At 72.0% G+C, this 26,159-nt stretch carries 25 protein-coding genes; 17 read left to right on the top strand and 8 right to left on the bottom strand.

Features of this window, described 5'->3' with window-relative positions; genetic code table 11:
• The 5 genes from RMN98_RS03820 to RMN98_RS03800 form a co-directional block, all read left to right on the top strand.
• Positions 1-636, top strand: a 636-nt coding sequence (locus RMN98_RS03820) for a flavodoxin-dependent (E)-4-hydroxy-3-methylbut-2-enyl-diphosphate synthase (protein WP_309647471.1), incomplete at its 5' end; no start/stop codon positions are given.
• 34 nt (positions 637-670) lie between these two features.
• On the top strand, positions 671-1,960 hold the full coding sequence (locus tag RMN98_RS03815) for an MFS transporter (protein ID WP_309647470.1): 1,290 nt from the start codon (positions 671-673) through the stop codon (positions 1,958-1,960).
• 9 nt (positions 1,961-1,969) lie between these two features.
• Positions 1,970-2,815, top strand: a complete 846-nt coding sequence (locus RMN98_RS03810; protein WP_309647469.1) for a GNAT family N-acetyltransferase — start codon at positions 1,970-1,972, stop codon at positions 2,813-2,815.
• 34 nt (positions 2,816-2,849) lie between these two features.
• Positions 2,850-3,215 (top strand): hypothetical protein, encoded by a 366-nt coding sequence (locus tag RMN98_RS03805; protein WP_309647468.1) that lies wholly within the window; start codon positions 2,850-2,852, stop codon positions 3,213-3,215.
• Positions 3,216-3,264: 49 nt separating this feature from the next.
• Positions 3,265-5,037 carry a proline--tRNA ligase gene (locus RMN98_RS03800; protein ID WP_309647467.1) on the top strand — a complete coding sequence of 591 codons (1,773 nt, stop codon included), beginning with the start codon at positions 3,265-3,267 and terminating at the stop codon, positions 5,035-5,037.
• A 4-nt stretch (positions 5,038-5,041) separates the two neighbouring features.
• Here RMN98_RS03800 and RMN98_RS03795 read toward each other — a convergent pair whose 3' ends face one another.
• Positions 5,042-5,725, bottom strand: coding sequence for a hypothetical protein (locus RMN98_RS03795; RefSeq protein WP_309647466.1), 684 nt, complete (start codon positions 5,723-5,725; stop codon positions 5,042-5,044).
• A gap of 23 nt (positions 5,726-5,748) precedes the next feature.
• Here RMN98_RS03795 and RMN98_RS03790 point away from each other — a divergent pair, with 23 nt between their 5' ends.
• The 3 genes from RMN98_RS03790 to RMN98_RS03780 all read left to right on the top strand — a co-directional run bounded on the left by RMN98_RS03790 (position 5,749) and on the right by RMN98_RS03780 (position 9,570).
• A complete protein-coding gene (locus RMN98_RS03790) occupies positions 5,749-7,806 on the top strand; it encodes a prolyl oligopeptidase family serine peptidase (protein ID WP_309647465.1) in 2,058 nt (685 codons plus the stop codon).
• Between the two features lie 9 nt (positions 7,807-7,815).
• Positions 7,816-8,511: an HAD family hydrolase gene (locus tag RMN98_RS03785; RefSeq protein ID WP_309647464.1), complete on the top strand. Its 696-nt coding sequence runs from the start codon at positions 7,816-7,818 to the stop codon at positions 8,509-8,511.
• Positions 8,512-8,643: 132 nt separating this feature from the next.
• Positions 8,644-9,570, top strand: a complete 927-nt coding sequence (locus RMN98_RS03780) for a zinc metalloprotease (RefSeq protein WP_309647463.1) — start codon at positions 8,644-8,646, stop codon at positions 9,568-9,570.
• Between the two features lie 166 nt (positions 9,571-9,736).
• On the opposite strand, the gene RMN98_RS03775 is transcribed toward RMN98_RS03780, so the two are convergent.
• Together RMN98_RS03775 and RMN98_RS03770 are read right to left on the bottom strand one after the other, a co-directional pair.
• On the bottom strand, positions 9,737-10,171 hold the full coding sequence (locus RMN98_RS03775; RefSeq protein ID WP_309647462.1) for a ferritin-like domain-containing protein: 435 nt from the start codon (positions 10,169-10,171) through the stop codon (positions 9,737-9,739).
• Complete coding sequence (locus RMN98_RS03770; RefSeq protein ID WP_309647461.1) at positions 10,168-10,683, bottom strand: hypothetical protein; 516 nt, start codon at positions 10,681-10,683, stop codon at positions 10,168-10,170. The genes RMN98_RS03775 and RMN98_RS03770 overlap by 4 nt, the downstream gene beginning before the upstream one ends.
• Positions 10,684-10,808: 125 nt before the next feature.
• Here RMN98_RS03770 and rimP point away from each other — a divergent pair, with 125 nt between their 5' ends.
• The 8 genes from rimP to RMN98_RS03730 all read left to right on the top strand — a co-directional run bounded on the left by rimP (position 10,809) and on the right by RMN98_RS03730 (position 19,134).
• Positions 10,809-11,324, top strand: coding sequence for a ribosome maturation factor RimP (gene rimP / locus RMN98_RS03765; protein WP_309647460.1), 516 nt, complete (start codon positions 10,809-10,811; stop codon positions 11,322-11,324).
• On the top strand, positions 11,324-12,352 hold the full coding sequence (gene nusA, locus RMN98_RS03760) for a transcription termination factor NusA (protein ID WP_309647459.1): 1,029 nt from the start codon (positions 11,324-11,326) through the stop codon (positions 12,350-12,352). Before rimP ends, nusA begins: the two co-directional genes overlap by 1 nt.
• An 89-nt stretch (positions 12,353-12,441) precedes the next feature.
• Positions 12,442-12,750, top strand: a complete 309-nt coding sequence (locus RMN98_RS03755; RefSeq protein WP_309647458.1) for a YlxR family protein — start codon at positions 12,442-12,444, stop codon at positions 12,748-12,750.
• Between the two features lie 128 nt (positions 12,751-12,878).
• Positions 12,879-15,722: a translation initiation factor IF-2 gene (gene infB, locus RMN98_RS03750; RefSeq protein ID WP_309647457.1), complete on the top strand. Its 2,844-nt coding sequence runs from the start codon at positions 12,879-12,881 to the stop codon at positions 15,720-15,722.
• A gap of 80 nt (positions 15,723-15,802) precedes the next feature.
• A complete protein-coding gene (rbfA, locus tag RMN98_RS03745) occupies positions 15,803-16,282 on the top strand; it encodes a 30S ribosome-binding factor RbfA (RefSeq protein WP_309647456.1) in 480 nt (159 codons plus the stop codon).
• Positions 16,279-17,145, top strand: a complete 867-nt coding sequence (gene truB, locus RMN98_RS03740; RefSeq protein WP_309647455.1) for a tRNA pseudouridine(55) synthase TruB — start codon at positions 16,279-16,281, stop codon at positions 17,143-17,145. Before rbfA ends, truB begins: the two co-directional genes overlap by 4 nt.
• Before the next feature lie 41 nt (positions 17,146-17,186).
• Positions 17,187-18,122 (top strand): bifunctional riboflavin kinase/FAD synthetase, encoded by a 936-nt coding sequence (locus RMN98_RS03735; RefSeq protein WP_309647454.1) that lies wholly within the window; start codon positions 17,187-17,189, stop codon positions 18,120-18,122.
• A gap of 1 nt (position 18,123) precedes the next feature.
• Entirely contained in the window at positions 18,124-19,134 is a 1,011-nt protein-coding gene (locus RMN98_RS03730; protein ID WP_309647453.1) for a hypothetical protein, read from the top strand.
• Between the two features lie 63 nt (positions 19,135-19,197).
• On the opposite strand, the gene RMN98_RS03725 is transcribed toward RMN98_RS03730, so the two are convergent.
• The 4 genes from RMN98_RS03725 to RMN98_RS03710 are packed head-to-tail and all read right to left on the bottom strand — an operon-like array spanning position 19,198 to position 23,306.
• Positions 19,198-19,455, bottom strand: coding sequence for an HPr family phosphocarrier protein (locus RMN98_RS03725; RefSeq protein WP_309647452.1), 258 nt, complete (start codon positions 19,453-19,455; stop codon positions 19,198-19,200).
• 55 nt (positions 19,456-19,510) lie between these two features.
• Positions 19,511-21,574, bottom strand: coding sequence for a fructose-specific PTS transporter subunit EIIC (locus tag RMN98_RS03720; RefSeq protein WP_309647451.1), 2,064 nt, complete (start codon positions 21,572-21,574; stop codon positions 19,511-19,513).
• 2 nt (positions 21,575-21,576) lie between these two features.
• A complete protein-coding gene (locus RMN98_RS03715) occupies positions 21,577-22,536 on the bottom strand; it encodes a 1-phosphofructokinase family hexose kinase (RefSeq protein WP_309647450.1) in 960 nt (319 codons plus the stop codon).
• Complete coding sequence (locus RMN98_RS03710) at positions 22,533-23,306, bottom strand: DeoR/GlpR family DNA-binding transcription regulator (RefSeq protein ID WP_309647449.1); 774 nt, start codon at positions 23,304-23,306, stop codon at positions 22,533-22,535. Before RMN98_RS03710 ends, RMN98_RS03715 begins: the two co-directional genes overlap by 4 nt.
• Before the next feature lie 91 nt (positions 23,307-23,397).
• Here RMN98_RS03710 and ptsP point away from each other — a divergent pair, with 91 nt between their 5' ends.
• Positions 23,398-25,113 carry a phosphoenolpyruvate--protein phosphotransferase gene (ptsP, locus tag RMN98_RS03705; RefSeq protein WP_309647448.1) on the top strand — a complete coding sequence of 572 codons (1,716 nt, stop codon included), beginning with the start codon at positions 23,398-23,400 and terminating at the stop codon, positions 25,111-25,113.
• Here the strand turns inward: ptsP and RMN98_RS03700 are convergent.
• Positions 25,099-26,159 (bottom strand): molybdopterin dinucleotide binding domain-containing protein (locus RMN98_RS03700; RefSeq protein ID WP_309647447.1); only part of this gene is annotated, 1,061 nt, incomplete at its 5' end. The genes ptsP and RMN98_RS03700 overlap by 15 nt on opposite strands.

Genomic DNA, 26,159 nt, shown 5'->3' with positions numbered 1-26,159 from the left:
GTCTGGGAGGCCGGGCTGTTCGAGGAGCACGACTTCCACGACTTCAAGATCTCGGTCAAGCACAACGACCCGGTCGTCATGGTCCGCGCCTACGAGCTGCTCGCCGAGGCCGGCGACTGGCCGCTCCACCTCGGCGTCACCGAGGCCGGCCCCGCCTTCCAGGGCACGATCAAGTCGGCCACCGCCTTCGGAGCGTTGCTCAGCAAGGGCATCGGCGACACCATCCGTGTCTCTCTCTCGGCCCCGCCGGTCGAGGAGGTCAAGGTCGGCATCCAGATCCTGCAGTCGCTCAACCTGCGCCCGCGCAAGCTCGAGATCGTCTCCTGCCCCAGCTGCGGTCGCGCCCAGGTCGACGTCTACACCCTCGCCGAGCAGGTCACGGCAGGTCTCGAGGGCCTCGAGGTACCGCTGCGCGTGGCCGTCATGGGCTGCGTCGTCAACGGTCCCGGCGAGGCGCGCGAGGCCGACCTCGGCGTCGCCTCCGGCAACGGCAAGGGCCAGATCTTCGTCAAGGGCGAGGTGATCAAGACCGTGCCCGAGTCGCAGATCGTGGAGACGCTCATCGAGGAGGCCATGCGCATCGCGGAGGGCATGGAGGCCGTCGAGGGCGGCGGCGCCCAGGTCACCGTCAGCTGACCCGCCGTCCGCACGGGGCCGGCGGGAGGGTGAGATGACGGCGACACCTGAGCAGAGCGTGCTGCGGGACCCGGCGTTCTTCCGCTACCTCGTGGCGCGCACGTTGTCGGGCGCCGGCAGCATCATCACGCTGATCGTGCTGCCGATCCTGGTCTACCGGATCAGCGGGTCGGCATCGCTCACCGCGCTGGTGGCTGCCTGCGAGGCGGCGCCCTACTTCGTCTTCGGGCTCGTCGCCGGTGCGCTCACCGACCGGTGGAACCGCAGGACCGTCATGGTCACCGCCGATGTGCTCGGCGCTGGCCTGGTGCTGACGCTGCCGCTCGCGCACTGGCTCGCTGAGGTGACGGTGCCGCACGTCCTCGTCGTGGCGTTCCTCGGCCCGACGCTCGGGGTCTTCTTCGACGGAGCAGTCTTCGGGGCGATCCCGACCCTGGTGGGACGCGCGAGGATCGCGGAGGCCAACTCGATCGCGTGGGGCGCTCAGAGCCTCAACGAGATCCTGCTGCCGTCTGCCGTCGGCCTCTCCCTGGTGCTGCTGGCCCCTGCCGACCTGCTGCTGCTCGACGCGCTGACCTTCGCCGCATCGGCTGCGCTGGTCGCGTCTATCACGGGGCCGATGCACGACGCGACCCGTGAGCACCCGCCGCTCACGACCACGGTGCTGCTGACGGACATCCGCGAGGGGCTCGCGTTCCTCGTCAGCCACCCCGGTGTCCGCACGATGACGATCGTGGGGACGCTCCAGTGCCTGGCCGGAGGTGGGTTCGTGGCGCTGATGGTGGTGTGGATCGACCGCAGCCTCGACGTCGGCACCGAGGGCCTCCGCTTCGGTCTGGTCTACGGCGCCTGGGCGGTCGGCGGGCTCATCGCCGCGAGCGCCCTCCCGCGGCTGCTGCGGCGCAGCTCCCCCGAGCGGATCGCCCTGGTGGCCCTGCCGTTCAGCGCGGCCGCGGGGCTCGTCGTACCCCTCGTGCCGGTGTGGTGGGCGGCGGCGCTGGCGCTCGCCGTCTGGTCGGTGGCCTACACGGTGATCGTCATCAACTCCGTGTCCTACCGCCAGGTCGTCACGCCGGAGCCCCTGCTCGGTCGGGTCAACACCGCCGGACGGATGCTGTCATGGGGGCTGGGGTGGACCGGGGGAGCAGTCCTGGCCGGCGTGCTGGTGGGCGCGCTCGGCACCGTCGCGACGATGGAGGTCCTGGCGTCCTTCGGAGTCGTCGCGGTGCTGGTGGCCTGGACCTCGCCCCTGCGACGCGCCGTCCTCGCCCCAGCCGACGAGCAGCCGGGTGACCGGTCCACCACCGCCGCCGTCGACCCGTAGAGTCTCCGCGTGCAGACCACGCGCCAGGGCGTCCGTGCCCTGGGGACCTCCGACCTCGACGCCTTCGTGGCGCTCGCGCAGCAGGACCCGGTGGTCAACGTCTTCGCCCTCTACCGCGCACGGACGACGAGCCTCGAGCCTCGCTGGCTGGGGGGCGAGGTGTGGGGCCGCTTCCTCGACGGGGACCTCGTGGCCGCCTGCCACGTCGGGGCCAACCTGGTGCCGATCCAGGCCTCCGCGGACGACGCGCGCGCCTTCGCCGAGCGGGCGATGTCGCGCAGCCGCACCGTGTCGACGATCGTCGGTCCGCACGACGCCGTGCAGGTCCTGTGGAACTCCCTCTCGCAGAGCTGGGGGCAGCCCCGGGAGATCCGTTGGCTCCAGCCCCACCTGGTGATCGACGGTCCGCCGTTGGTGCAGCCGGACCACCTCGTGCGTCGGACGACCCGGCAGGACATGGCAGCGCTCTACCCCGCGTGCGTGGCCATGTACACCGAGGAGGTCGGGGTCTCGCCGGAGCTGGGCGGCAACTCCGACCTCTACCGCGCTCGCGTCACCCAGCTCACCAGCAGGGGCTGGTCCTTCGCCCGCTTCGAGGGTGGGCGCGTCATCTTCAAGGCCGAGGTCGCCTGTGCGACGAGCCAGGCGGCCCAGATCCAGGGGGTGTGGGTCCCGCCGGACCGCCGCGGTGAGGGGCTGGCGATCGCCGGCATGGCTGCGGTGGTCGACTACGTGCAGGCCGAGATCGCGCCGCACGTCTCGCTCTACGTCAACGAGTGGAACCAGGCGGCCCGCCGCGCCTACAAGGCGGTCGGCTTCCGCGAGACCGCGCGCTTCTCCACCGTGATGTTCTGAGCGGTGCGCCCTGCGGCGCCCTAGGATCACCGCCGTGACCATCTCCTCGAGCACCAAGGTCCTGGCCGGCATCTTCGCCGTCAGCGGCACCATCCACCTCGCCAAGCCCGACGTCTACGAGCAGATCATGCCGAGCTGGGTGCCGCGGCACCGCGAGGTCATCCTCGGCAGCGGCGTCGCCGAGATCGGTCTGGCCGCGGGACTCCTGGCACCGCAGACGCGCGAGCTGGCCGGCTGGGCCAGCATCGCGCTGCTGCTCGGGGTCTATCCCGCCAACGTCAAGATGGCCATGGACTCGACGAAGACGCGCAACCCCGGCTTCAAGGTCGCCGCCTTCGGTCGCCTGCCGCTGCAGTGGCCGATGCTCAAGGCGGCGTACGCCGCGACCAGGGGCGCCTGAGCAGCAACTGGTTCGCGGTGGCCCAGCACGCGCCAGTAGCCTGACCCGCATGATGATGCGGATGTCGAGCCTGTTCGTGCGGACCCTGCGAGAGGACCCCGCGGACGCCGAGGTCCCGAGCCACCGCCTGCTGGTGCGCGCGGGCTACATCCGCCGCGCCGCCCCCGGCATCTACACCTGGCTGCCGCTGGGCCTGCGGGTGCTGCGCAGGATCGAGGCCATCATCCGCGAGGAGATGGACGGCATCGGCGCCCAGGAGCTGTCGTTCCCCGCGCTGCTGCCCAAGGAGCCCTACGAGGCGACCGGTCGCTGGACCGACTACGGCGACGGGATCTTCCGCCTCCAGGACCGCAAGGGCAACGACTACCTCCTGGGGCCCACGCACGAGGAGATGTTCACCCTCGTGGTGAAGGACCTCTACAACTCCTACAAGGACCTGCCGCTCTCGATCTACCAGATCCAGACCAAGTACCGCGACGAGGCGCGCCCCCGTGCCGGACTGCTGCGCGGCCGCGAGTTCGTCATGAAGGACTCCTACTCCTTCGACGTCGACGACGCGGGTCTCGACGAGAGCTACCAGAAGCACCGCGACGCCTACATCCGGATCTTCGACCGCCTCGGCTTCGAGTACGTCATCGTCAAGGCGACCGCCGGCGCGATGGGTGGATCGAAGTCCGAGGAGTTCCTCGCCCGGGCCGCCGTCGGCGAGGACACCTACGTCCGCTGCACGAGCTGCGACTACGCCGCCAACGTCGAGGCCGTCCAGGTGCGCGCTCCTGCGCCCGTGGCCCACGACGACGCGCCGGCCGCCCACGCCGAGCAGACGCCCGACACCCCCACCATCGACTCGCTGGTCGCCCACCTCAACGAGGCGTTCCCCCGCGACGACCGTCCCTGGGCCGCCGGCGACACGCTCAAGAACGTCCTCGTGGTGCTCAAGCACCCCGACGGCACCCGCGAGCCGCTGGCCATCGGCCTGCCCGGTGACCGTGAGGTCGACCAGAAGCGTCTGGAGGGACAGCTGGAGCCGATCGAGGTCGAGGCCATGGACGAGACGGAGCTGAAGAAGCACCCCGCCCTCGTCAAGGGCTACATCGGTCCCGGCGCGCTCGGGGAGAAGAGCGCCTCCGAGATCCGCTACCTCGTCGACCCCCGCGTCGTCGAGGGCACCCGCTGGGTCACAGGCGCCGACGTCGCCGGCAGCCACGTGCTGGACCTCGTCGCCGGGCGCGACTTCACGCCCGACGGCACGATCGAGGCGGCCGACGTACGCGATGGCGACGCCTGCCCCAGCTGCGAGGAGGGCACCCTCGAGTCGGCCCGCGGCATCGAGATGGGCCACATCTTCCAGCTCGGCCGCAAGTACGCCGACGCCCTGGACCTGCGGGTGCTCGACGAGAACGGCAAGCTCGTCACGGTCACCATGGGCTCCTACGGCATCGGTCCCTCGCGAGCCGTCGCGGCGATCGCCGAGGGCACGCTCGACGAGTCCGGCCTGTGCTGGCCGCGCAACGTCGCCCCCGCCGACGTCCACGTCATCGCGGCCGGCAAGGCACCCGAGATCTTCGCGGCCGCCGAGAAGATCGCCTCCGACCTCGACGCCGCCGGTGTGCAGGTGCTCTACGACGACCGCGCCGGCAAGGTCAGCCCCGGTGTGAAGTTCAAGGACGCCGAGCTCATCGGTGTCCCGACGATCGTCGTCGTGGGTCGCGACCTCGCCGAGACCGGCACGGTCGAGCTGAAGGACCGCCGCAGCGGCGAGAAGGAGAACGTCGCCGCCGACACCGTCGTCGACCACCTGATCTCGCTGGTCCGCAGCTGACCGGTCAGACCAGGCGGTGCAGCGGGGTCGGCCCGCGCCGTCCGGCCGGCTCGATGAGCTCCATCAGCCTCAGGCAGTAGGCGACCCGCTGCGCCAGCACGGTGGGCGCACCGACGAGGGCGCCGAGCTCCGCGGTCGAGAACGGCTCGGTCGGCAGCTCCGTGCCCAGCAGCGCCAGTGCGTCGGCCGGTTGCCGCAGCTCGTGGCGACCCACGACCTCGGCGAGGTGGCGCACCCCTGGGTCGCGGGTCCGCCGACCCGACCGGCTTCGGGACGGCGCGGGCGCGCGCACGTGGTCCTCGCGGCACAGCAGCACCTCGACCACCAGGTGGGGGTGGCCGATCAGCGACGGGAACGCGACGAGCCTGTCGAAGACCTCCAGCACCCCGGCCTTCTTGGGGGAGCGGCGCTCGGACAGGACCACGCCGTCACCGTCGACGCGCACGATGCGCCGCACGGCGGGGACGGGGTGCACGATCCGCATCCGGTGCTCGTCGAGCAGTCCGTCGAGCTTGGGGCCGAGCGGCCCGAAGCCACCGGTCTGGATCTCGACCAGCTCGCCGTCGGCGCGCACCAGGTCGACCACCCACCGACCGACCGGCACCTCGAACGCGTCGCCCGGCCGGGACAGCCACTGCTTCACCGCGGCATGGAGCGGGCCCTCCGCGAGCTCCCCGATCCCTGGCACGACGCTGAGCCTAGGGTGGTGCGATGGAGACCCCGTCACGCGAGCCGGTGCCGTTCGGTGCCTGGCCCTCGCCCCTCTCGGCCCGTCAGGTCCACACCGGCTCCACGCGGCGCTCCGGTGCCCGGGTCGACGGTGACACCCTGCTCTGGCTCGAGGCCCGCCCCGCCGACGACGGTCGCACCACCCTGGTCCGGCTGCGCGACGGCGTGACCGAGGACCTGTCGCTGCCGGGCCAGGACGTGCGCACGCGCTTTCACGAGTACGGCGGCGGCGAGGTCGGTGCCGCCGACGGCACGGCCGTCTACACGGTGTTCGGCGACCAGCGGGTGTGGAGCGTGGCTCCCGGTGAGGCGCCTCGGCCCATCACGCCCGACGTGGGAGGCGCGCTGCGCTTCTCCTGCTTCCGCGTCGACCCGGCCCGCCGCGCGGTCTTCTGCCTGCGCGAGGACCAGCGCGACCCCGCCGTCGAGCCCGTCACGTCGCTGGTCCGCCTGGACCTCGACGGCACCGACGACCCGGGCGCCGAGCTCGTGGCCGGTCGCGTCCGGCCCCTCGGCGCGCCCGAGGAGCTCGCCGCCGACGTGGACTCGCCGCCCGACTTCGTGGCCGACCACGTGCTCTCTCCCGACGGACGCCGCCTCGCGTGGCTCTCGTGGAACCACCCGCGGATGGCGTGGGACGGCACCTGGCTGTGGGTGGGAGAGCTGGACGTCGCCGGCGACCTGCACGACGTCCGGCTCGTCGCGGGCAGCGAGCAGGAGTCCCTCGAGCAGCCGCGCTGGCTCGACGACCAGCGGCTGACCTACCTCAGCGACGCCACCGGGTGGTCGCTGCACCGGGTGGTCGACGTGACGGACACTGCGCCGGAGCCCCACGCGCTGCACGACGTCGAGCTCGACCACGGTCAGCCGCGCTGGCGCCCCGACCAGTCGTCGTACGACGTGCTGGCCGACGGCCGCCTCGTCACCACCGTCACCTCGGCCGGGCGCCACCACCTGGCGGTGCTCGACCCTCGGACGGGCGAGTCCCGCGCGGTCGCGAGCCCGCTGACGTTCGTCGTCGACGTCCGGGTGCTCGGAGCGGACCACGTCGTCTGTCAGGCCTGCTTCGCCGACCGGCCTGTCGAGCTCGTCACGGTGGACCTGCGCGACGGCACGACGACCCCGGTCCGCGGTGTCGCCGGCGTGGCCGTCGATCCCGGGCTGGTGAGCCTGCCCGAGGCCGTCGACTGGACCAGCGACGACGGCTCCGTGGCGCACGGCTTCCTCTACCCGCCCGCCAACGCCGCGGTGTCAGCGCCGGACGGTGACCTGCCACCCCTGGTCGTGACCCTGCACGGGGGACCGACGTCGGCGGCGATCCCGGCCCACGCGTCCGACCGCGCCTTCTGGACCTCGCGCGGCTTCGCCGTGCTCGACGTCAACTACGCGGGCTCCACGGGCTACGGGCGCGCCTACCGCCGTCGGCTCGACGGTGCCTGGGGGATAGCGGACGTCGCCGATGCCGCGACCGGGGCTCGTCACCTCGCCGACTCCGGCCGCGTCGACGGCACCCGCATGGCGATCACCGGTGGCAGTGCCGGGGGCTTCACGGTGCTCCGGGCCCTGACGACCACGGACGTCTTCACCGCGGGCGCCAGCCACTTCGGGATCAGCGACCTGACCGCCCTGGTGCTCGACACGCACAAGCTCGAGTCGCGCTACCCGTGGGGGCTGGTGGCGCCGTGGCCGTCGGGGCGCGAGGTCTACGAGGCGCGCTCCCCGCTGCGCGACGTCGAGCGGCTCGCGGCACCGCTGATCCTGCTCCAGGGCACCGACGACCGGGTCGTCCCGCCCGTGCAGGCCGAGGCGATGGCCGCCGCCGTCCGCGAGCGGGGCCTGCCGGTCGCGCTGGTGATGTTCGAGGGGGAGGGGCACGGCTTCCGCCAGGTCGCCAACCGGGTGCGGGCGCTGGAGTCGGAGCTGTCGTTCTACGGCCAGGTCTGGGGCTTCGAGCCGGCCGGAGACCTCCCCGTCGTGGAGGTGGAGAACCTCCCGCCGACCGGGGACGAGGCTGGTGGGAGTGGCGGCACCGATGGCTAGCATGCGCGCATGACGATCGAGGCGGTCATCTTCGACTGGGGCGGCACGCTGACCCGCTGGCACGACATCGACTTCCACGCCGAGTCTTTGGCGCTGGCCCAGGCTGTCGTCGACCACGACGACACCGAGGCCGCCCGGGCCCGCCTTCACGCCGCCGGCGACATCATCTGGGGTCGCTCGCGCGACCACCAGCAGAGCTCCACCGTGGCCGACCTCTTCACCGAGGCGGGGCTCGCCCACGACCCGGAGCTGCTGCGGCACTACTACGAGTTCTGGGAGCCCCACACCTACACCGACCCCGCCGTCGGCCCGCTCTGGGAGGCGCTCCGGGCCGACGGGCTCAAGGTCGGTGTCCTGTCCAACACGATCTGGCCCCGGGCCTTCCACGAGCAGATCTTCGAGCGTGACGGCGTGCGCCACCTGATCGACGGCGACGTCTACTCCAGCGAGATCCCGTGGACCAAGCCGTCGCCGCTGGCGTTCCAGGCTGCGATGGACGCGGTCGGGGTGCGCGACCCGAGCCGCTGCGTCTACGTCGGGGACCGGCTCTTCGACGACATCTGGGGCGCCCACAACGCCGGTCTCGGGGCGATCCACGTCCCACACAGCGCGATCCCGACCTCACAGGTGGGGCACACCGAGGGGGAGCCCGACGCCGTGGCCCACGACCTCGCGGACATCCACGGGATCGTGTCCGGCTGGTGAGCGGGATTTCTGCAGGTTCGTGCAGCGCACGTTCTCGCAGCGCGAAGATCTAGCGCGGGGGGGCCTCGAGGCGCCAAGGTCGGCGGAGCCGTCGGCGCTCGGCCGGCTGCACGAACGAAACGGACGACCTCCATGCGCACACTCGGACTGCGTCTCCTGGCCCTGAGCACCCTCAGCGCCGCGACCCTCTCCCTCACCGCCGTCGGTGCCTCGGCCCTGACCCCCTCGCCCGACCGTGGCCCGATCTGCGTGGAGCCCGGCGCCGCTGCCGCCGCCAAGGGCGGTCGCGGGGCCGACCACCGCGACATCACCTCCGCCGAGCAGGAGCGGATCGCGGCGCGCACCAGGGCGCTGCTGGCGCGCAAGAGCACGCCCAACCCCTCCGCGGTCGCGGCCGCCGGGGTGACCGTGCCGGTCTACGTCCACGTCATGGCCGCCAAGAACGGCGCCGGTGACGTCACCGACGCGCAGATCGCCCAGCAGGTCCAGGTGCTCAACACCACCTTCGCGGGCGGCGAGTCGGCTACGGCCGCCGACACCGGGTTCACCTTCACCCTTGCCGGGACCGACCGCTTCTACAACGACACCTGGCACCGCGACGGCTCGAGCACCAAGTACCGCAAGGCCACCCGCAAGGGCGGCGCCAACGCCCTCAACATCTGGCTCGTCGACTTCAACTACCTGGGCATCGCGACGTTCCCCTGGGACTACGCCCGCAACCCGGGCATCGACGGCATCCGCGTGCAGTACTCCTCGCTGCCCGGCGGCACCGCCACCAACTACGACCTGGGTGAGACCGCCACCCACGAGGCCGGCCACTGGTTCGGGCTCTACCACACCTTCCAGGGCGGCTGCACGGCCACGAACGACGAGGTGAGCGACACCCCCGCCCAGGACAGCCCGACCAACGGGTGCCCCGAGGGACGCGACTCCTGCACGCTGCCGGGCCTCGACCCGATCCACAACTACATGGACTACTCCTACGACAGCTGCTACGACCAGTTCTCCGCCGGCCAGAGCACCCGCACGGCGCAGATGTGGGCGGCCTACCGGGCCTGAGCCCAGGAGACCTCGGCGGCACCACTGTTGCAGTTTCTTGCAATGCACGAATGTGCCCGTCGCAGGAGGTGCCGCCGGGGACGGGCCTGTTGCATGCTTCTCGTGGAGGGACACCCACTGCCTATCCCACCCAGGCAGTCCCTCCACCCGGCCTCTGTCCCAGGCCTCAACGGTCCGCTTGCTCGTCTTCTCCGGGGAACATCTCGGGCGTTCCCCGGAAGACGAGCGAGCGGACCGCTGTCATCTGCAGGGCCCGCATCGCCCAAGCGCGCAGGTCGCCGGTGGTGCTGCCCACCAGGAACGCGTACGTCGTCGCGCAGGAGCGCTCCAGCGCCAGGGCCTCACGGGTGACAGCCTCGGGCGTCCCCACGTCGGAGGGCACGTCGTACGCCGCCTGGCTGGACGCGGGGACGGCGCCCAGGTCGGCGAGGGTGCGGGTCAGGTGGTCACGACGCCCCCGGTGCATGGCGTAGGACTCACTGATCGAGGTGAGGAGACCGGGGCTCGCCGACTGCGACGTCTGACCGCCGAGGACCCCGAGCACGTAGACCGCGGCGTGCTCGGCGGCCAGGACGGTCTGCAGCGCCTGGACCTCGCTCATGCGCCCCCCTCGCGTGCCGTCGGCAGGAGCGCGAGCCGTTGGGCCACCGCGGCCGACATCTGGGCCAGCAGCAGGGCCAGCGAGCCACTGCGGGCCTCCAGCGTCGCGGCCTCGAGCCGCCGCTGGTGGGCCCGCTCGAGCCGGGTGATCCGGCGCAGTGCCTCCGCGCGCGGCAACGGCGTGCCGGACGTGGCGAAGGAGAGGTCCCGCCCACCGGTCAGCGCAGCGCGGTGGGCCGCGTGCATGTCCCTCAGGTCGGCGACCCGGTCCTGGAGCCCGCGTCCCTGGGGCACCGCCTGGAGGGTGGTCTCGAGGTCTCGGACCACACGGTCGACGAGCTCGGCGTCGGCGTCCGCGGGTGGCAGCGTCGGGGAGGCGCCGGCGGTGGAGGGGGAGGTGTCGCCCCGCGGTGAGAGATCGCTCACCGCATCACACCCGGCGACGGTCACCAGACCGCCCAGCGCCACGCCCAACGCCGTACGACGGGTGGTCGCGGCAGCCTGGTCAGTCACGCCCAGACCCTATCTCCGGTTGCTGGCGGAGCAGCCGGGAGCGGCTATCGTGGAGCAGCACCACAGCGCGAGTCACGCAGCGCTGGCAAGGCAGCACCCACAACAGCACAGGGAGGTCGCGCACCATGAGCGCTAGGCAGGCCGAGACACAGGCCCAGATCGAGGCCGAGATCGCCGACCCCCTGGGTGTGCACGGTCTCGACGTCGAGGCCGTCGAGATCACCCCCGCCGGCAAGCGTCGCGTGCTGCGCATCGCGGTCGACAAGGACGGCGGCGTCACCATGGACGACGTCGCCGAGGCGACGCGCACCATCGACGGCGTGCTCGAGGCCTCCGACGTCATGGGCGAGATGCCCTACACCCTCGAGGTGACCTCGCGCGGTGTCGACCGCCCGCTCACGCTGCCACGCCACTGGCGCCGCAACGTCGACCGGCTGGTCAAGGTGACGATGGGCGACGGCTCCTCCTTCACCGGACGGATCCTGGTCACCGACGACGTCGGCGCGACCGTCGAGGTCTCCGGCGTGGAGCGCACCGTGCGCCTCGACGAGGTCGACAAGGCCCTCGTGCAGATCGAGTTCAACCGCAAGCCCGTCGCCGGCGCTGACGCCGGCGACATCGACGAGGAGGACGACGCCTGATGGACATCGACATGAGCATCCTGAGGATGCTGGAGCGAGAGAAGGAGATCTCCTTCTCCGTGCTGGTCGAGGCGATCGAGCAGGCCCTGCACACCGCCTACCTCCGCACGCCCGGTTCCCACGAGAAGGCGCGGGTCACCCTGGACCGCAAGACCGGCCACGTGACCGTGCTCGCCGCCGAGCTCGACGACGACGGCAACGTCGTGGGCGAGTTCGAGGACACCCCCGACGGCTTCGGCCGGATCGCCGCGACGACCGCGAAGCAGATCATGCTCCAGCGCCTGCGCGACGCCGAGGACGACGTGCGGTTCGGGGAGTTCGCCGGCAAGGAGGGCGACATCATCTCCGGTGTCATCCAGCAGGGCCGCAACCCCGACGACGTGATGGTCGACCTCGGCAAGCTCGAGGCGCTGCTGCCCGTCGGCGAGCGCGTGCCCGGCGAGGACTACACCCACGGCACCCGCATCAAGTGCCTGGTCGTCTCCGTGCGCAAGGGCATGCGCGGTCCGCAGATCACGCTGTCGCGCTCGCACCCCAACCTGGTCAAGAAGCTCTTCGCGCTCGAGGTGCCCGAGATCGCGAGCGGCGTCGTGGAGATCACCGCGATCGCGCGCGAGGCCGGCCACCGGACCAAGATCGCGGTCAAGACCGACGCCAGCGGGGTCAACCCCAAGGGTGCCTGCATCGGCCCGATGGGCCAGCGCGTGCGCAACGTGATGTCGGAGCTGCACGGCGAGAAGATCGACATCGTCGACTGGTCCGACGACCCGGCCCGCATGGTGGCCAACGCCTTGTCGCCGGCCCGGGTCAACTCGGTCGAGATCGTCGACCTGGCCGCCCGCTCCGCCCGCGTCGTGGTCCCCGACTTCCAGCTGTCGCTGGCGATCGGCAAGGAGGGCCAGAACGCCCGCCTCGCGGCCCGCCTCACCGGGTGGCGCATCGACATCCACGGCGACGACGAGGCACCGGCAACAGCGCCGGCCGCCGCCTCGACCGAGGTGCCCGCCGAGGTGCCCGCCGAGGACTGAGTGACTGCTGGGGTCCCTGGGACCTGCTCCACCGCAGCAGCGGGGTCGCCCCGGTTCGGTGAAGTGAGCGGAGTTGGATAGACTCACCGGTGGTGGTCAACCCAAGTGCTCCTCTCACGTCGACAGACCCTGTCCGCACGTGCGTGGGGTGCCGCAAGCGGGCCGCCAAGCGCGAGTTGTTGCGCGTGACAGCAGGTTCGGACGTGCACGGCCTCGCGGCTGTGCTGCCCGATCCCGATGGCACCGCACCCGGCCGGGGAGCGCACCTCCACCCCGTCACCGAGTGCTACGACCTCGCCGTACGGCGACGAGCCTTCACCCGTGCCCTCCGGCACGAGGGAGGGTTGTCCACCGTGCCGGTGGCGGACTACCTCGACTCACGCACAGACCCACAGTGACGAAACCGACCAGAAACTGGAGCAGCAGCTCATGAGCACTCGATGAGTAACTCCCGATGAGTTTGCAACACCACCACTAACGGTCCGACACACCACCGCAGGACGCGGGTCGGGCCAGAAGGAGAATTGTGGCTAAGACCCGAGTCCACGAGCTCGCCAAAGAGTTCGGCGTCGAGAGCAAGTTCGTTCTCGAGAAGTTCAAGGAGATGGGGGAGTTCGTCAAGTCGGCGAGCTCCACTGTCGAGCTCCCTGCGGAGATGCGTTTCCGCAAGGAGGTAGGTGCGTCGCTCAAGGCTGACGGGCCCGCCGCGGCCCCGGCCGAGGACAAGCCCGCCGCCCCCAAACCGGCCCCTCGCAAGCCCGGCCCGGTCAAGAAGGCCGCCGCACCCGAGGAGAAGGCCCCCGAGCCGACTCCCGAGCCCGCCGCCGCGGCCGCGCCCGTCGTCGAGGAGGCCCCCGCGGCCGCCCCCGTCGCACCCGCGGCCGAGACCGCTGCCCCCGCCGCGACGCCGGCCGCCCCCGAGGCGCCCGCCGCTGCTGCTAGCGCCGGCACGAGCGCCCGTCCCAAGGCCCCCACCCCGGCGCCCCGCCCGGTCGGTCGACCCGGTGCACCGCGCCCCGGCAACAACCCGTTCTCCTCGAGCCAGGGCATGGGCCGCAAGCCCGCTGCCTCGCCGCGCGAGGCCCCTGCCGACGACGCCCCTGCTCCCGCGGCCGGCGACAACCGTCCGCCCCGTCCCCCCGCTGCCCGTGAGGGTGGCGCCCCGGGTCGTCCGGGCATGCCGCGCCCCAACCCGGCGATGATGCCCAAGTCCCCCTCCGCCTTCGGTCCTGGTCCTGCCGGTCGCGGTGGCCCCGGCGGCCCCGGTCGCGGTGGCCCCGGCGGTGCGCCCGGTCGCGGTGGCCCCGGCGGAGCGCCCGGTCGCGGTGCGCCCGGTCGCGGTGCCCCTGCTGGTGCGGGTGCGCCCGGCGGTCGTCCCGGTGGCTTCGGTCCGAGCGGTGGCGGTCGTCCCGGTGGCGGCAACCGTCCCGGCCAGCGTGGCCAGACCCAGGGTGCCTTCGGTCGCCCCGGCGGTCCGTCGCGTCGTGGACGCAAGTCGAAGCGTGCCCGTCGCCAGGAGTTCGAGGCCATGGAGGCTCCGACCCTGGGCGGCATGCGGGTCCGCAAGGGCAACGGCGAGACCGTGCGTCTCGCCCGTGGCGCCTCGCTGACCGACTTCGCCGAGAAGGTCGGCGTCGACGCGGCCCAGCTGGTGCAGATGCTCTTCCACCTCGGCGAGATGGTCACCGCCACCGAGTCGGTCAACGACGCGACGCTCGAGCTGCTCGGTGAGGAGCTCAACTACACCGTCGAGGTCGTCTCCCCGGAGGACGAGGACCGCGAGCTGCTCGAGTCCTTCGACATCGAGTTCGGCACCGACGAGGGCGACGACAGCGACCTCGTCATCCGCCCGCCGGTCGTGACCGTCATGGGTCACGTCGACCACGGAAAGACCAAGCTCCTCGACGCGCTGCGCAACGCCAACGTCGTCGACAAGGAGGCCGGTGGCATCACGCAGCACATCGGTGCCTACCAGGTCCACACCGAGGTCGACGGCACCGACCGTCGCATCACCCTCATCGACACCCCCGGTCACGAGGCGTTCACCGCCATGCGTGCTCGTGGTGCCCAGGCGACCGACATCGCGATCCTCGTGGTCGCCGCCGACGACGGCGTCATGCCGCAGACGGTGGAGGCGCTCAACCACGCCCGCGCCGCCGGCGTCCCGATCGTGGTCGCGGTCAACAAGATCGACAAGCCGGACGCCGACCCGACCAAGGTCCGTGGCCAGCTCACCGAGTACGGCCTGATCCCCGAGGAGTACGGCGGCGACTCGATGTTCGTCGACGTCTCGGCCAAGTCCGAGCTCAACCTCGACAAGCTGCTCGAGGCCGTCGTCCTGACGGCCGATGCCTCGCTCGACCTGCGGGCCAACCCCCACCAGGACGCCCAGGGCCTGGTCGTCGAGGCCCACCTCGACCGTGGCCGCGGCCCGGTCGCGACGGTCCTCGTCCAGCGCGGCACCCTGCGCGTCGGCGACTCGATCGTGGCGGGCGCCGGCTACGGCCGCGTGCGCGCCATGCTCGACGAGCACGGCGACAACATCGAGGTGGCCGACCCGTCGCGTCCCGCGATGGTCCTCGGTCTCACCGCGGTGCCTGGCGCAGGCCAGAACTTCATCGTGGTCGAGGACGACCGCATGGCCCGCCAGATCGCCGAGAAGCGTGAGGCGCGCGAGCGTGCCGCCATGCAGGCCAAGCGTCGGGTCCGTCGCACGCTCGAGGACTTCATGGCCTCCATGGAGAAGGGCGAGAGCCAGGAGCTCAACCTCATCCTCAAGGGCGACGTGTCCGGCTCGGTCGAGGCCCTCGAGGACGCCCTCGCGCAGATCGACGTCGGCGACGAGGTCAGCCTGCGGGTCATCGACCGCGGCGTCGGTGCGATCACCGAGACCAACGTCGACCTCGCCGCCGCCTCCGACGCCATCATCATCGGCTTCAACGTCCGGCCCCAGGGCAAGGCGGGCCAGATGGCGGACAAGGAAGGCGTCGAGATCCGCTACTACTCGGTCATCTACAACGCGATCGAGGAGATCGAGGCGGCCCTCAAGGGCATGCTCAAGCCGGTCTACGAGGAGTCGACCCTGGGCCAGGCGGAGATCCGCGCGATCTTCCGCTCCTCCAAGCTCGGCAACATCGCGGGCTGCATGGTCACCTCGGGTGTCATCCGCCGCAACGCCAAGGTCCGCATCCTGCGCGACAGCAAGGTCGTGGCCGACAACCTCGACCTCGGCTCGCTCAAGCGGGAGAAGGACGACGCCTCCGAGGTCCGCGAGGGCTTCGAGTGCGGTCTGGTCGTCAAGAACTTCCAGGACATCAAGGAAGGCGATGTGCTGGAGGCCTTCGAGATGCGCGAGATCGCTCGCTCCTGATCGACCCCGATCGACTCGGCGCACGGTGTCGGCCCTGCTGTCACCGTGCGCCGCCTCGGCATTTTTTGTGAGTAGGAAGCATGTACAGCCCACGCGTGCGCAAGATCGCCGACCGGATCCAGGTGGTGGTCGCCGAGATGCTCGAGCGACGCATCAAGGACCCCCGCCTGGGATTCGTGACCTTGACCGACGTCCGGCTCACCGGCGACGGCCAGCAGGCCACGATCTTCTACACCGTGCTGGGCGGTGACGAGGAGATGGCCAGCACGGCCGTGGCCCTCGAGTCCGCCAAGGGCATCCTGCGCTCCGAGGTCGCCAAGCAGCTCGGCACCCGCACCGCACCCACCCTGACCTTCGTGCACGACGCCCTCCCCGAGGAGGCGCGTGCGCTCGACGAGGTGCTCGCCCGGGCCAAGGCCCAGGACGAGGCCGTGGCCGCGGTTCGTGCGGGTGCGGCGTTCGCCGGCGAGGACGATCCTTACAAGAAGCCCCGTGAGGCGGGTCTCGAGGAGGACCCCGACGGGGACGACGCCGAGGGCCAGGGCGACGCGGACCGGTGACCACGCAGGCCGGGATCGTCGTCGTCGACAAGCCCGCAGGCATGACCTCGCACGCGGTGGTGGCCAAGAGCCGCAAGATCCTGGGCACCCGCAAGATCGGCCACGCGGGCACCCTCGACCCGATGGCCACCGGGGTCCTCGTGCTCGGCGTCAACCGCGCGACCCGGTTGCTGGGGCACCTGATGCTCACCGACAAGGGCTACGACTCGACGATGCGCCTGGGGGTCTCGACGACCACCGACGACGCCGAGGGCGACGTCACGGCCACCGCGTCGACGGCCGGGCTCGACGAGGCGGCGGTGCGCCGCGCGCTGGCGGCGTTCGTCGGTGACATCGAGCAGGTCCCCACGCAGGTGTCGGCCATCAAGGTCGACGGCAAGCGCGCCTACGAGCGGGTGCGTGACGGCGAGGAGGTCGAGCTGAAGGCCCGGCCGGTCACGATCCACGAGATCGTCGTGCACGACGTGCGGCTCGGCGACGAGCACGTCGACCTCGAGGTCTCGATGCGCTGCACCAGCGGCACCTACGTCCGGGCCGTCGCTCGCGACCTCGGGTCCGCCCTCGGTGTCGGTGGACACCTCACCGCGCTGCGTCGTACGGCGGTCGGGTCGTTCGACCTCGCCTCGGCCTGCACCCTCGAGGAGCTGGCCGAGCACCCCACCATGCTGCCCATCGCCGTGGCGGCACGCGAGACGTTCACCAGCGTCGACCTGGACGACGCGCAGGCCGCCGACGTGCGGGTGGGCCGGGCCCTCGACCTCGAGCTCGACGGGCTGACCGCCGTCTTCGACCCGGCAGGGGAGTTCCTCGCGCTCTACGAGCCGCGCGACGGTCGTGCCCGTGCCACCGCGGTCTTCGTCTGACCGCAGCGGGTCGTCGTCGCGGTCGCCAGTAGGGTCTGCACGTGCAGATCTGGCGCTCCCTCGACGACATCCCCGGTGGTCTCGGCCGCACCGCGGTCGTGATCGGCAACTTCGACGGTGTCCACCTCGGACATCGAGGGGTGCTGTCCCGCGCGCGCGCGCTGGCGGACGACCGCGGTCTCCAGGTGGTGGCGGTGACCTTCGACCCGCACCCGATGGCCGTGCTTCGACCCGAGCACGCGCCCACGATGCTGACCACCATCGAGCGCCGTGCCGAGCTGCTCGCGGATGCCGGGGTCGACGCGGTCCTGGCGCTGCCCTTCGACACCTCGGTCGCGGCCTGGTCGCCCGCTGAGTTCGTCACCCGTGTCCTCGTCGATGCGCTGCACGCGGCGGCCGTCGTCGTCGGCGCCAACTTCCGCTTCGGACGCCGCGCCGCCGGTGACGTGCAGACGCTGGTCGAGGAGGGTCGCGTGCACGACTTCGTCGCCGAGGGCATCGCCCTCGACGGCGGCCCGATGGTCTGGTCGTCGACCTACGTGCGCACCTGCCTGGCGGCCGGCGACGTCGCCGGTGCCGCCGAGGCGCTGGGACACCCCTACGCCGTGCGCGGCATCGTCGTGCAGGGCGACCAGCGCGGCCGTGAGCTCGGCTACCCGACGGCCAACGTGCCCACGGACGGCCTGACCGCCGCACCCGCGGACGGCGTCTACGCCGGGCGGCTGCGGCGGCTCGACACCGGCGAGGACTTCCCGGCGGCGATCAGCGTCGGCACCAACCCGACCTTCGACGGCGAGCGCTACCGCCGCATCGAGAGCTTTGTCCTCGACCGCACCGACCTCGAGCTCTACGGCGTGGAGGTCGACGTGTCGTTCGTGGAGAAGCTGCGCGGCATGGCGGCCTTCGACTCCGTCGACGAGCTGCTGGCGCAGATGGCCGACGACGTACGACGGGCCCGCGAGATCCTGGGCGCCTGAGGTGTCGGCAGCACGCGACGCCGAGATCGTCGCCGAGACCGACGCCTGGTTCCTCGAGCACGGGCTGACCTACTTCGTCCCTGAGAAGCGCGCCTCGGTGCGCTCGGCGTTGCGTCCGCGGCGCGTGCTGCCGCTGCTGGCGGCGACCCTCCTGGGCGCGGCCGCGGTCGCGATCGTGCTGTCCTTCCTGGTCCGGGAGGCCAGCTTCCTCCCGGCCACCTCGTGGACCGTCTTCGCCGTCGTCGCGACGTCCTACGCGCTGACCGCCCTGGAGGCCAGGCCCATCGTCACCTGGGCCCTGGCCCGCACGTTCGGCAGCCTGCGCACCCTGCTGCCGATGATGTCGCGCGCCCTGCCGCTGCTGCTCGTCTTCGTGACGTTCCTGTTCATCAACGCCGAGGTCTGGGAGGTCGCCTCCCGGCTCGACGGGGGAGAGCTGTGGCTGGTCGCGCTGCTCTTCGGCACCCTCGCAGGCGCCTTCCTGCTGGTGCGGCTGCCCGAGGAGGTCGACCGGACCGACGACGACGTCGACGAGGACCAGCTGCTGCGCTCGACCAGGGGCACCCCGCTGGAGCACGTCGCCCGCGAGCTGGTCGACGACCCCGACGAGGACCCCGCGTCGTTCGCCGAGGTCGCGGGCTACGAGCGGTGGAACCTCGTCCTGGTGCTGCTGGTCATCCAGGCCACGCAGGTGCTGCTGCTCGCTGTCACCGTCTTCGCGTTCTTCATGGTCTTCGGCGCCATGACGATGCAGCCCGACGTCGTCGAGAACTGGACCGGCGACGCCGGCCACAGCATCCGTGGGCTCGACAACGTCTCGGCCGAGCTGGTCCAGGTCTCGGTGTTCCTCGCGGCGTTCTCCGCGCTCTACCTGACCGTCTCGACGGTGACCGACGAGACCTACCGCGAGCAGTTCTTCGGCAGCGTGCTCCGAGAGATGCAGCGGGCCGTCGGGGTGCGCGCGGTCTATCTCGCGCTGCGCTCCCGACGGTCCGTCACCGACGACGACTGACGCGCCGAGTCGGCGCGATGTTGCACAGCAGACTGCAACATTGCGCCGACTCGGCGTCTCACCTCAGGCGTCGAGGTCCTTCTCGACGAGGGCGACGATCACATCGACGTCGGCCTCGACGTCACCCGACACCTCGACGGTGTCGCCCGGGCCGGCGCCCAGGGTCATGATCAGCAGCGCCGAGCTCGCGTCGACGGCCTCGTCGCCGGGGACCCCGATCAGGACCTCCGAGCCGAGCTCGTCGGCCGCCTCGGAGATGATCGCGGCGGGGCGGGCGTGGAGGCCGACGGCGGAGCCGACGACGACGGACTTGGTGGGCATGGTGCTCCTTCAGTGATGGAGGGTGGTGTCGTGCGGTGGAGGACGGTGGCGCGGGTCAGACGGTGACGACGTCGGCTGTGGTGCGGCCGAACGACTTGAGGGCGATGACGGCGGCGCAGGCCACGAGCACACCGGCGACCAGGGCGATCAGGAAGCCGAGCACACCGTCGACGGCGAACAGCACGAAGATACCGCCGTGAGGGGCGCGCAGGCTGACGTCGAAAGCCTGCGAGAGGCCCCCGGTGACGGCGCTGCCGAGCATGATCGAGGGGATGACCCGCAAGGGGTCGGCGGCCGCGAACGGGATGGCGCCCTCGGTGATGAACGAGGCGCCCAGCAGCCAGCCGGCCTTGCCGTTCTCGCGCTCCGGTGCCGAGAAGAGACGCGGTCGCAGCACGGTGGCCAGCGCCAGGGCGATCGGCGGCACCATGCCGGCGAGCATGACGGCCGCCATGATCTTCAGCTCAGGTGCGTCGGTCGACGTCGCCGCCGCGGTGAGGCCGGTCGTGGCGAACGCGTAGGCGGTCTTGTTGAGCGGGCCACCCATGTCGAAGGCCATCATCAGGCCGAGGACGACGCCCAGGATGATCGAGGACCCGCCGCTCATGCTGTTGAGGCCGTCGGACAGGGCGGTCATCAGGGAGGCGAGCGGCTTGCCGAGGACGACGACCATGACGAAGCCGGCGCTGAGCGTGGCGAGCAGCGGGATCACCAGGACGGGCATGAGACCACGCGCCCAGGTCGGGACCTTCCAGCCGGCGATCCAGTGGGCCGCGATGCCGGCCAGGACGCCACCGATGATGCCGCCGATGAAGCCGGACTGCGTGACCCCCGCGATGGCGCCCATGACGAAGCCCGGCGCGATGCCCGGGCGGTCGGCGATCGCGTAGGCGATGTAGCCGGCCAGGGCGGGGACCAGGAAGCCGAAGGCGGCGCCACCCAGGACGAACAGCAGTGCCCCGAGGTAGGCCAGGAGCGGGCTGCCGAACAGGGCGTGGTCAAGCTCGAGCGCGGCCAGGTCCGGGAGGTTGTTGATGGAGTTCTCGGTGGCGATCTCCGGGTGGTTGACGATCTCGTAGCCGCCCAGCAGGAAGGACAGGGCGATCAGGAGACCACCGGCCGCGACGAACGGGATCATGTAGGAGACGCCGGTCATCAGGACCCGGCGCGTGGTCGCACCGATGCCCTGCTTGCCGCCGCCGCCTTCGCCGGCCGTGACGCTGCCCTCGACGCGCGGGGCGCCCGGGTCGTCGGCGTAGCGGATCGCCTCGGCGATCATGGTGTCGCCGTCGTCGATCGGGCGCTTGACACCAGAGGAGACGACCGGCTTGCCGGCGAAACGGCCGCGGTCGCGGACGCCCACGTCGACGGCGAAGATCACCGCGTCGGCGGCGGCGATGGTGCCGGGGGCCAGCGGCGTCGACCCGGCCGACCCCTGGGTCTCCACCTCGATGTCGACGCCCGCGCGCTCGGCGGCGGCCTCGAGGGCCTCCGCGGCCATGTAGGTGTGGGCGATGCCGGTCGGGCACGCCGTGACGGCGACCAACGTACGACGGCGGGCCGGCGCCGCGGCGGGTGCCTCGGGCGCGGTCTCGGCCGTGCTGGCCGTGGTGGGAGCAGCCGCGACGGCGGCTGCGGCAGGGGCCGGTGCGGCCTTGGGCTTGGCGGGCGCGTCGACGACGCGCGTCACCAGGTCGATGACGTCCTCGGGGGTCTCCGCGGCACGAAGGCCGTCGGTGAACTCCGCCTTCACCAGGGCTCGAGCGAGCTTGGTGAGGATCTGGAGGTGCGTGGTGTCGCCGCCCTCGGGAGCCGCGATCAGGAACACCAGGTCGGCCGGGCCGTCCTTGGCGCCGAAGTCGACCTTGGGTGCGAGCCGGGCGAAAGCCAGGGTCGGGACGTCCACGCCGCTGGTGCGGCAGTGGGGGATGGCGATGCCGTCCTTCAGCCCCGTGGGGGACTGGGCCTCTCGGGTGAACGCGTCGGCGACGAGCGCCTCCACGTCGAGCGCCCGGTCGGCCTGGGCGACCACACCGGCGAGCGCGCGGATCACCTCGTGCTTCTCGGAGCCCAGGTCGGCGTCGAGCCGGACCAGGTCGGTCGTGATCAAGGCGTTCACTGTCACCCTCCTAGGGTGAGGTTGACCTCGCGGACCTGCACCAGATCGGCGCGGACCTGCGAGGGTCGAGGGATGGTCGTGCCGGGCAGACCGGCTGCTGCACTGCCGTAGGCGACGGCGAGGGCGAGACGGTGGGCGGGGCCCTGCTGGCGCAGGTCCCCGAGGAGGTAGCCGAAGAGGCTGGAGTCGCCGGCACCCACGGTGCTGACGACGGTCGTGGGCGGCGGGGTGGCGTGCCAGGCGCCGTCGGCGGTGACCAGCACCGCGCCGTGCGGGCCGAGCGTCACGAGGACCTCGTCGACGCCGGACGCGACCAGCTGCTGGGCGGCGCGTGCCGCGGCCTCGGGGTCCGCCTCGAGGTCGACGGGATCGGCGCCGGTGAAGGAGGCCAGCTCCTCGCTGTTGGGCTTCATCAGGTGCGGCGCACCCTTGGCGAGGCGGTCGACGAGCGCCCGCAGCGGGGCGTCGCTCGTGTCGACGGCCACGCGGGCGCCGAGGCCCCGCACGGTGGCCACCAGGTCGGCGTACCACTCGTCGGGTGCCCCGGGCGGCAGCGAGCCGGCCAGCACCACCCAGTCGGCCTCGACGGCACGCCGGGCGACCGCGTCGGCCAGGACGGCCAGGTCGTCGGCCGTCACGACCGGGCCGGGGCTGTTGAGCTTGGTGGTGGTGCCGTCGGGCTCGCTGATGGTGATGTTGACGCGCACGGGGCCCGCAGGTGCCACCGTCAGGCTCGGGATGTGGGCGGCGGTGAGCTCGAGGACGAAGGGGTCGTCCTCGGCCGCGGGCAGCACCGCCAGGGTGGGCACGTCGGCGCTGACCGCGGCGCGGGAGATGTTGACGCCCTTGCCGCCCGCCTGGGAGGTCATGGAGTCGGCGCGCTGGACCGAGCCCCGGGCCAGCCGGCCGGCCAGCGCGACCGTGCGGTCGATGCTGGGGTTGGGGGTGACGGTGACGATCATGCGACCACGACCTCGAGGCCGGCCGCGCGCAGGTCGCGCAGGTCCTCGTCGGAGATGGCGTCGTCGGTGACGAGCGTGTCGATGTCCCCGAGGTTCGCGAAGCGTACGGCGAGCTCGGGACCGATCTTGCTCGAGTCGGCCACCAGCACCACGCGCCGCGACGCCGCGACCAGTGCGCGCTTGGTGGCGGCCTCGTCCCGGTCGGGCGTGGTCAGCCCGTAGCCGGCGGTGAGGCCGTTGGTGCCGAGGAAGAGCAGGTCCGCACGCAGGTCGTGGAGGGCGGCGATGGTGTCGGGACCGACCGCTGCCTGGGTGGTGGCGCGGACGCGACCGGGGAGCAGGTGCAGCTCGACCTGGGGGAAGGTCATGAGCCGCGAGGCGACCGACACCGAGTGGGTCACGGCGACCAGGCGGTGGTCACGGGGGAGTGCGGCGGCGATCCGGACGGTCGTGGAGCCGGCATCGAAGAGGACGGTGCCGCCCGCCGCCGGCAGCAGGTCGACCGCCGCGCGGGCGATGCGGTCCTTCGCCTCGGTGTTGGCGGACTCCCGCTCGACCAGACCGGCCTCGATCGAGGCCAGGGCACCGGCGGGCACGGCACCGCCATGGACCCGGTGGACCAGGCCGAGGCGTTCCAGTGCGGTGAGGTCACGGCGTACGGTCTCCGTGGTGACGTCGTACTCCTCGGCCAGCGCATTGACCGAGAGTCGGCCGCGGGCGGTGACGAGCTGCGCGATCGCCTGCTGGCGCTCCTCGGCATACATGCTCATAGGTCTGTGGCCTCCATCACTTTCTGTGTATATGTTGTTTTACGCCCGAATGTGTTGACTGTCAAGAGGGTGAGCGGGTTAACTTGTGAGCATGGTCACCGACTCCGCTGCTGTCACCCCGTCGACGCAGGACACGACCCCGGCCTTCCTCCAGGGCACCCCCGTCGTCCCCGGGCTCGCCTTCGGGCCGGCCCTCGTCATCCGCACGGAGATCCCGGCCGAGGCCGTGGCGCGTTTCGGTGACGGCGGCTTCACCGACGAGGACGCCGCCCTGGCTGCCTACGACGCGGCGGTCGAGGCCGTCGCCGCCGGCTTCGCGGCCAAGGCCGGTGCGGCGTCCGGCGCGGCTGCGGAGGTGCTCACCGCCAGCGCGGGCCTGGCCCGCGACAAGGGCCTGCGCAGCGCCGTGCGCAAGGGGCTGCGCAAGGGCGACGACCTGCTGACCGCGGTGAACGAGGCCGCGGAGCAGTTCGTCACGATCTTCACCTCGATGGGCGGGCTGATGGCCGAGCGCGCCACCGACCTGCGCGACATCGAGCGCCGCCTGGTCGCCCGCCTGGTCGGGGAGGCCGAGCCCGGCGTGCCGACGCCCGAACGCCCGTCGGTGGTGGTCGCGGAGGACCTCGCCCCCGCCGACACCGCAGGCCTCGACCCGGCCGTCGTCCTGGCGCTCGTGACCGAGCGCGGCGGCCCGACCAGCCACACCGCGATCATCGCCCGTCAGCTGGGCATCCCGTGCGTCGTCGGCGCGGCCGGGGCGCTGGCCATCGCCGCGGGGACGCCGCTCCTGGTCGACGGCACGTCCGGCTCGGTGCGGCTGAGTCCCGATGCTGCCGAGGCCGATCGGCTGGTGGCGCAGGACGTCGAGTCGCGCGCCGCCCTCTCGTCCTGGGCCGGCCCCGGAGCCACGGCCGACGGCATGCCGGTCAAGCTTCTCGCCAACGTCGCCGACGGGGAGTCCTCGGCCTCCTCCGCCCAGTCCCCGGTCGAGGGCGTCGGCCTCTTCCGCACCGAGCTGTGCTTCCTCAACCGGGCCGAGGAGCCCACGGTGGAGGAGCAGGCCGACATCTACGCCGCGGTGCTCGCGCCCTTCTCGGGCACGCAGCACGTCGTGGTCCGCACCCTCGACGCCGGCAGCGACAAGCCGGTGGCCTTCGCGACCCACGAGGGCGAGGAGAACCCTGCGCTCGGCGTCCGGGGCCTGCGGCTGTCCTTCGGCAACCCCGGGCTGCTCGAGCGCCAGCTCGACGCCATCGCCATCGCGGCCGAGCGCACCGGCACCGAGACATGGGTGATGGCCCCGATGGTCGCCACCGTCGCCGAGGCCCGTGGTTTCGCGGCCGCCGTGCGCGGTCGCGGGCTCAGGGCCGGCGTCATGGTGGAGGTGCCGTCGGCCGCGCTCCTGGCGCCCCGGATGCTCCAGGAGGTCGACTTCCTGTCGATCGGCACCAACGACCTCACGCAGTACACGATGGCCGCCGACCGGATGGCCACCGACCTGGCCCACCTGACCGACCCGTGGCAGCCGGCCGTGCTCCAGCTGATCGCGATCACCGCCGAGGCCGGCAGGCAGGCCGGCAAGCCGGTGGGCGTCTGCGGCGAGGCCGCGGCCGACCCGCTGCTCGCCTGCGCCCTGGTCGGCATGGGCGTCACGTCGCTGTCGATGGCCGCGGCCGCCGTACGCCCGGTGGGGGCGCGGCTGGCCACGACCACCTCCGAGCAGTGCGAGGACGTGGCGGAGGCCGCGCTCGGTGCCGAGGACCCGGCGGCGGGTCGCGCCGCCGTCCTGGCCCTACTGGGCGGCTGAGACGGTCACCGGCACGCCGTTGAGGTCGGCGTTGCCGGAGACGTCGAGCCGGGCGGGGTCGGTCAGGTCGTTGATCGACACCCCGGCGACCTGGCTGGCGTGGCCGAGACGGGTGCCGTCGACCTGGTGGCCGTAGCCGTGGGGGAGCGACACGACCCCGGGCATCATGTCGTCGATCCCGGTGGCCTCGACCTCGACCGAGCCGACGCGCGAGGTCACGGTGACGCGGCCGCCGTCGGTCAGGCCGCGGGCGGCCAGGTCGTCGGGGTGCATCAGCAGGTGGTGCCGCGGCTTGCCCCGCGTCAGGCGGGCGGTGTTGTGCAGCCAGGAGTTGCAGTCCTGCTGGTGCCGGCGCCCGATGAGCAGCAGCTCGTCCGCGTCCGGAGCGGGCGCGTCCGCGAGGGATGCGTGCAGCCGGTCGAGGTCGTCGACCAGGAGAGCCGGTGCGAGGTCGATCCGCTTGTCCTTCGTCTGGAGGCGACCCGGCATCGTCGGCTCCAGCGGCCCGAGGTCGACGCCCTCGGGGTGTGCGCGCAGCTGACGCATCGAGACCTTCTTGCCGGTCAGCAGCAGGCCTGTCACGACGACCGCGGGGGACGCGGTCATCCGGGCCCACGAGGTCAGGCGTGCCTTGAGGGGCAGCCTGGTGCCCAGCCGGGACTGGAGTCGGGACGCGAGGGCGCCGAAGATCTGCCAGTCGTGGCGCTGGTCCTTGCCCTTGGCGAAGACGGCCGGGGTGAAGCGGGCGGTGTTGCGCACGGCGAAGTTGTGGAAGACCAGGTCGTACTGGTCGCGCTCCAGTGCCGAGGTCGGTGGCAGGATCACGTCGGCGTGGCGGGTGGTCTCGTTGAGGTAGATGTCGATGGACACCATGAAGTCGATGCTCTCGAGGGCCCTCGCCAGGCTCTTGCCGTCCGGTGTCGACAGCACCGGGTTGCCGGCCATCGTCACCATCGCCCGCACCTGGCCGTCGCCCTCGGTCTCGATCTCCTCGCGCAGCACCGAGACCGGCAGCTCCCCGGCGAACTCCGGGCTGTCGCGCACCC

Origin of the sequence: Nocardioides sp. (genome assembly GCF_031397825.1) — a bacterium.
Taxonomy (GTDB): Bacteria; Actinomycetota; Actinomycetes; order Propionibacteriales; family Nocardioidaceae; genus Nocardioides.
This window is presented reverse-complemented; position numbering and strand designations above follow the sequence as displayed.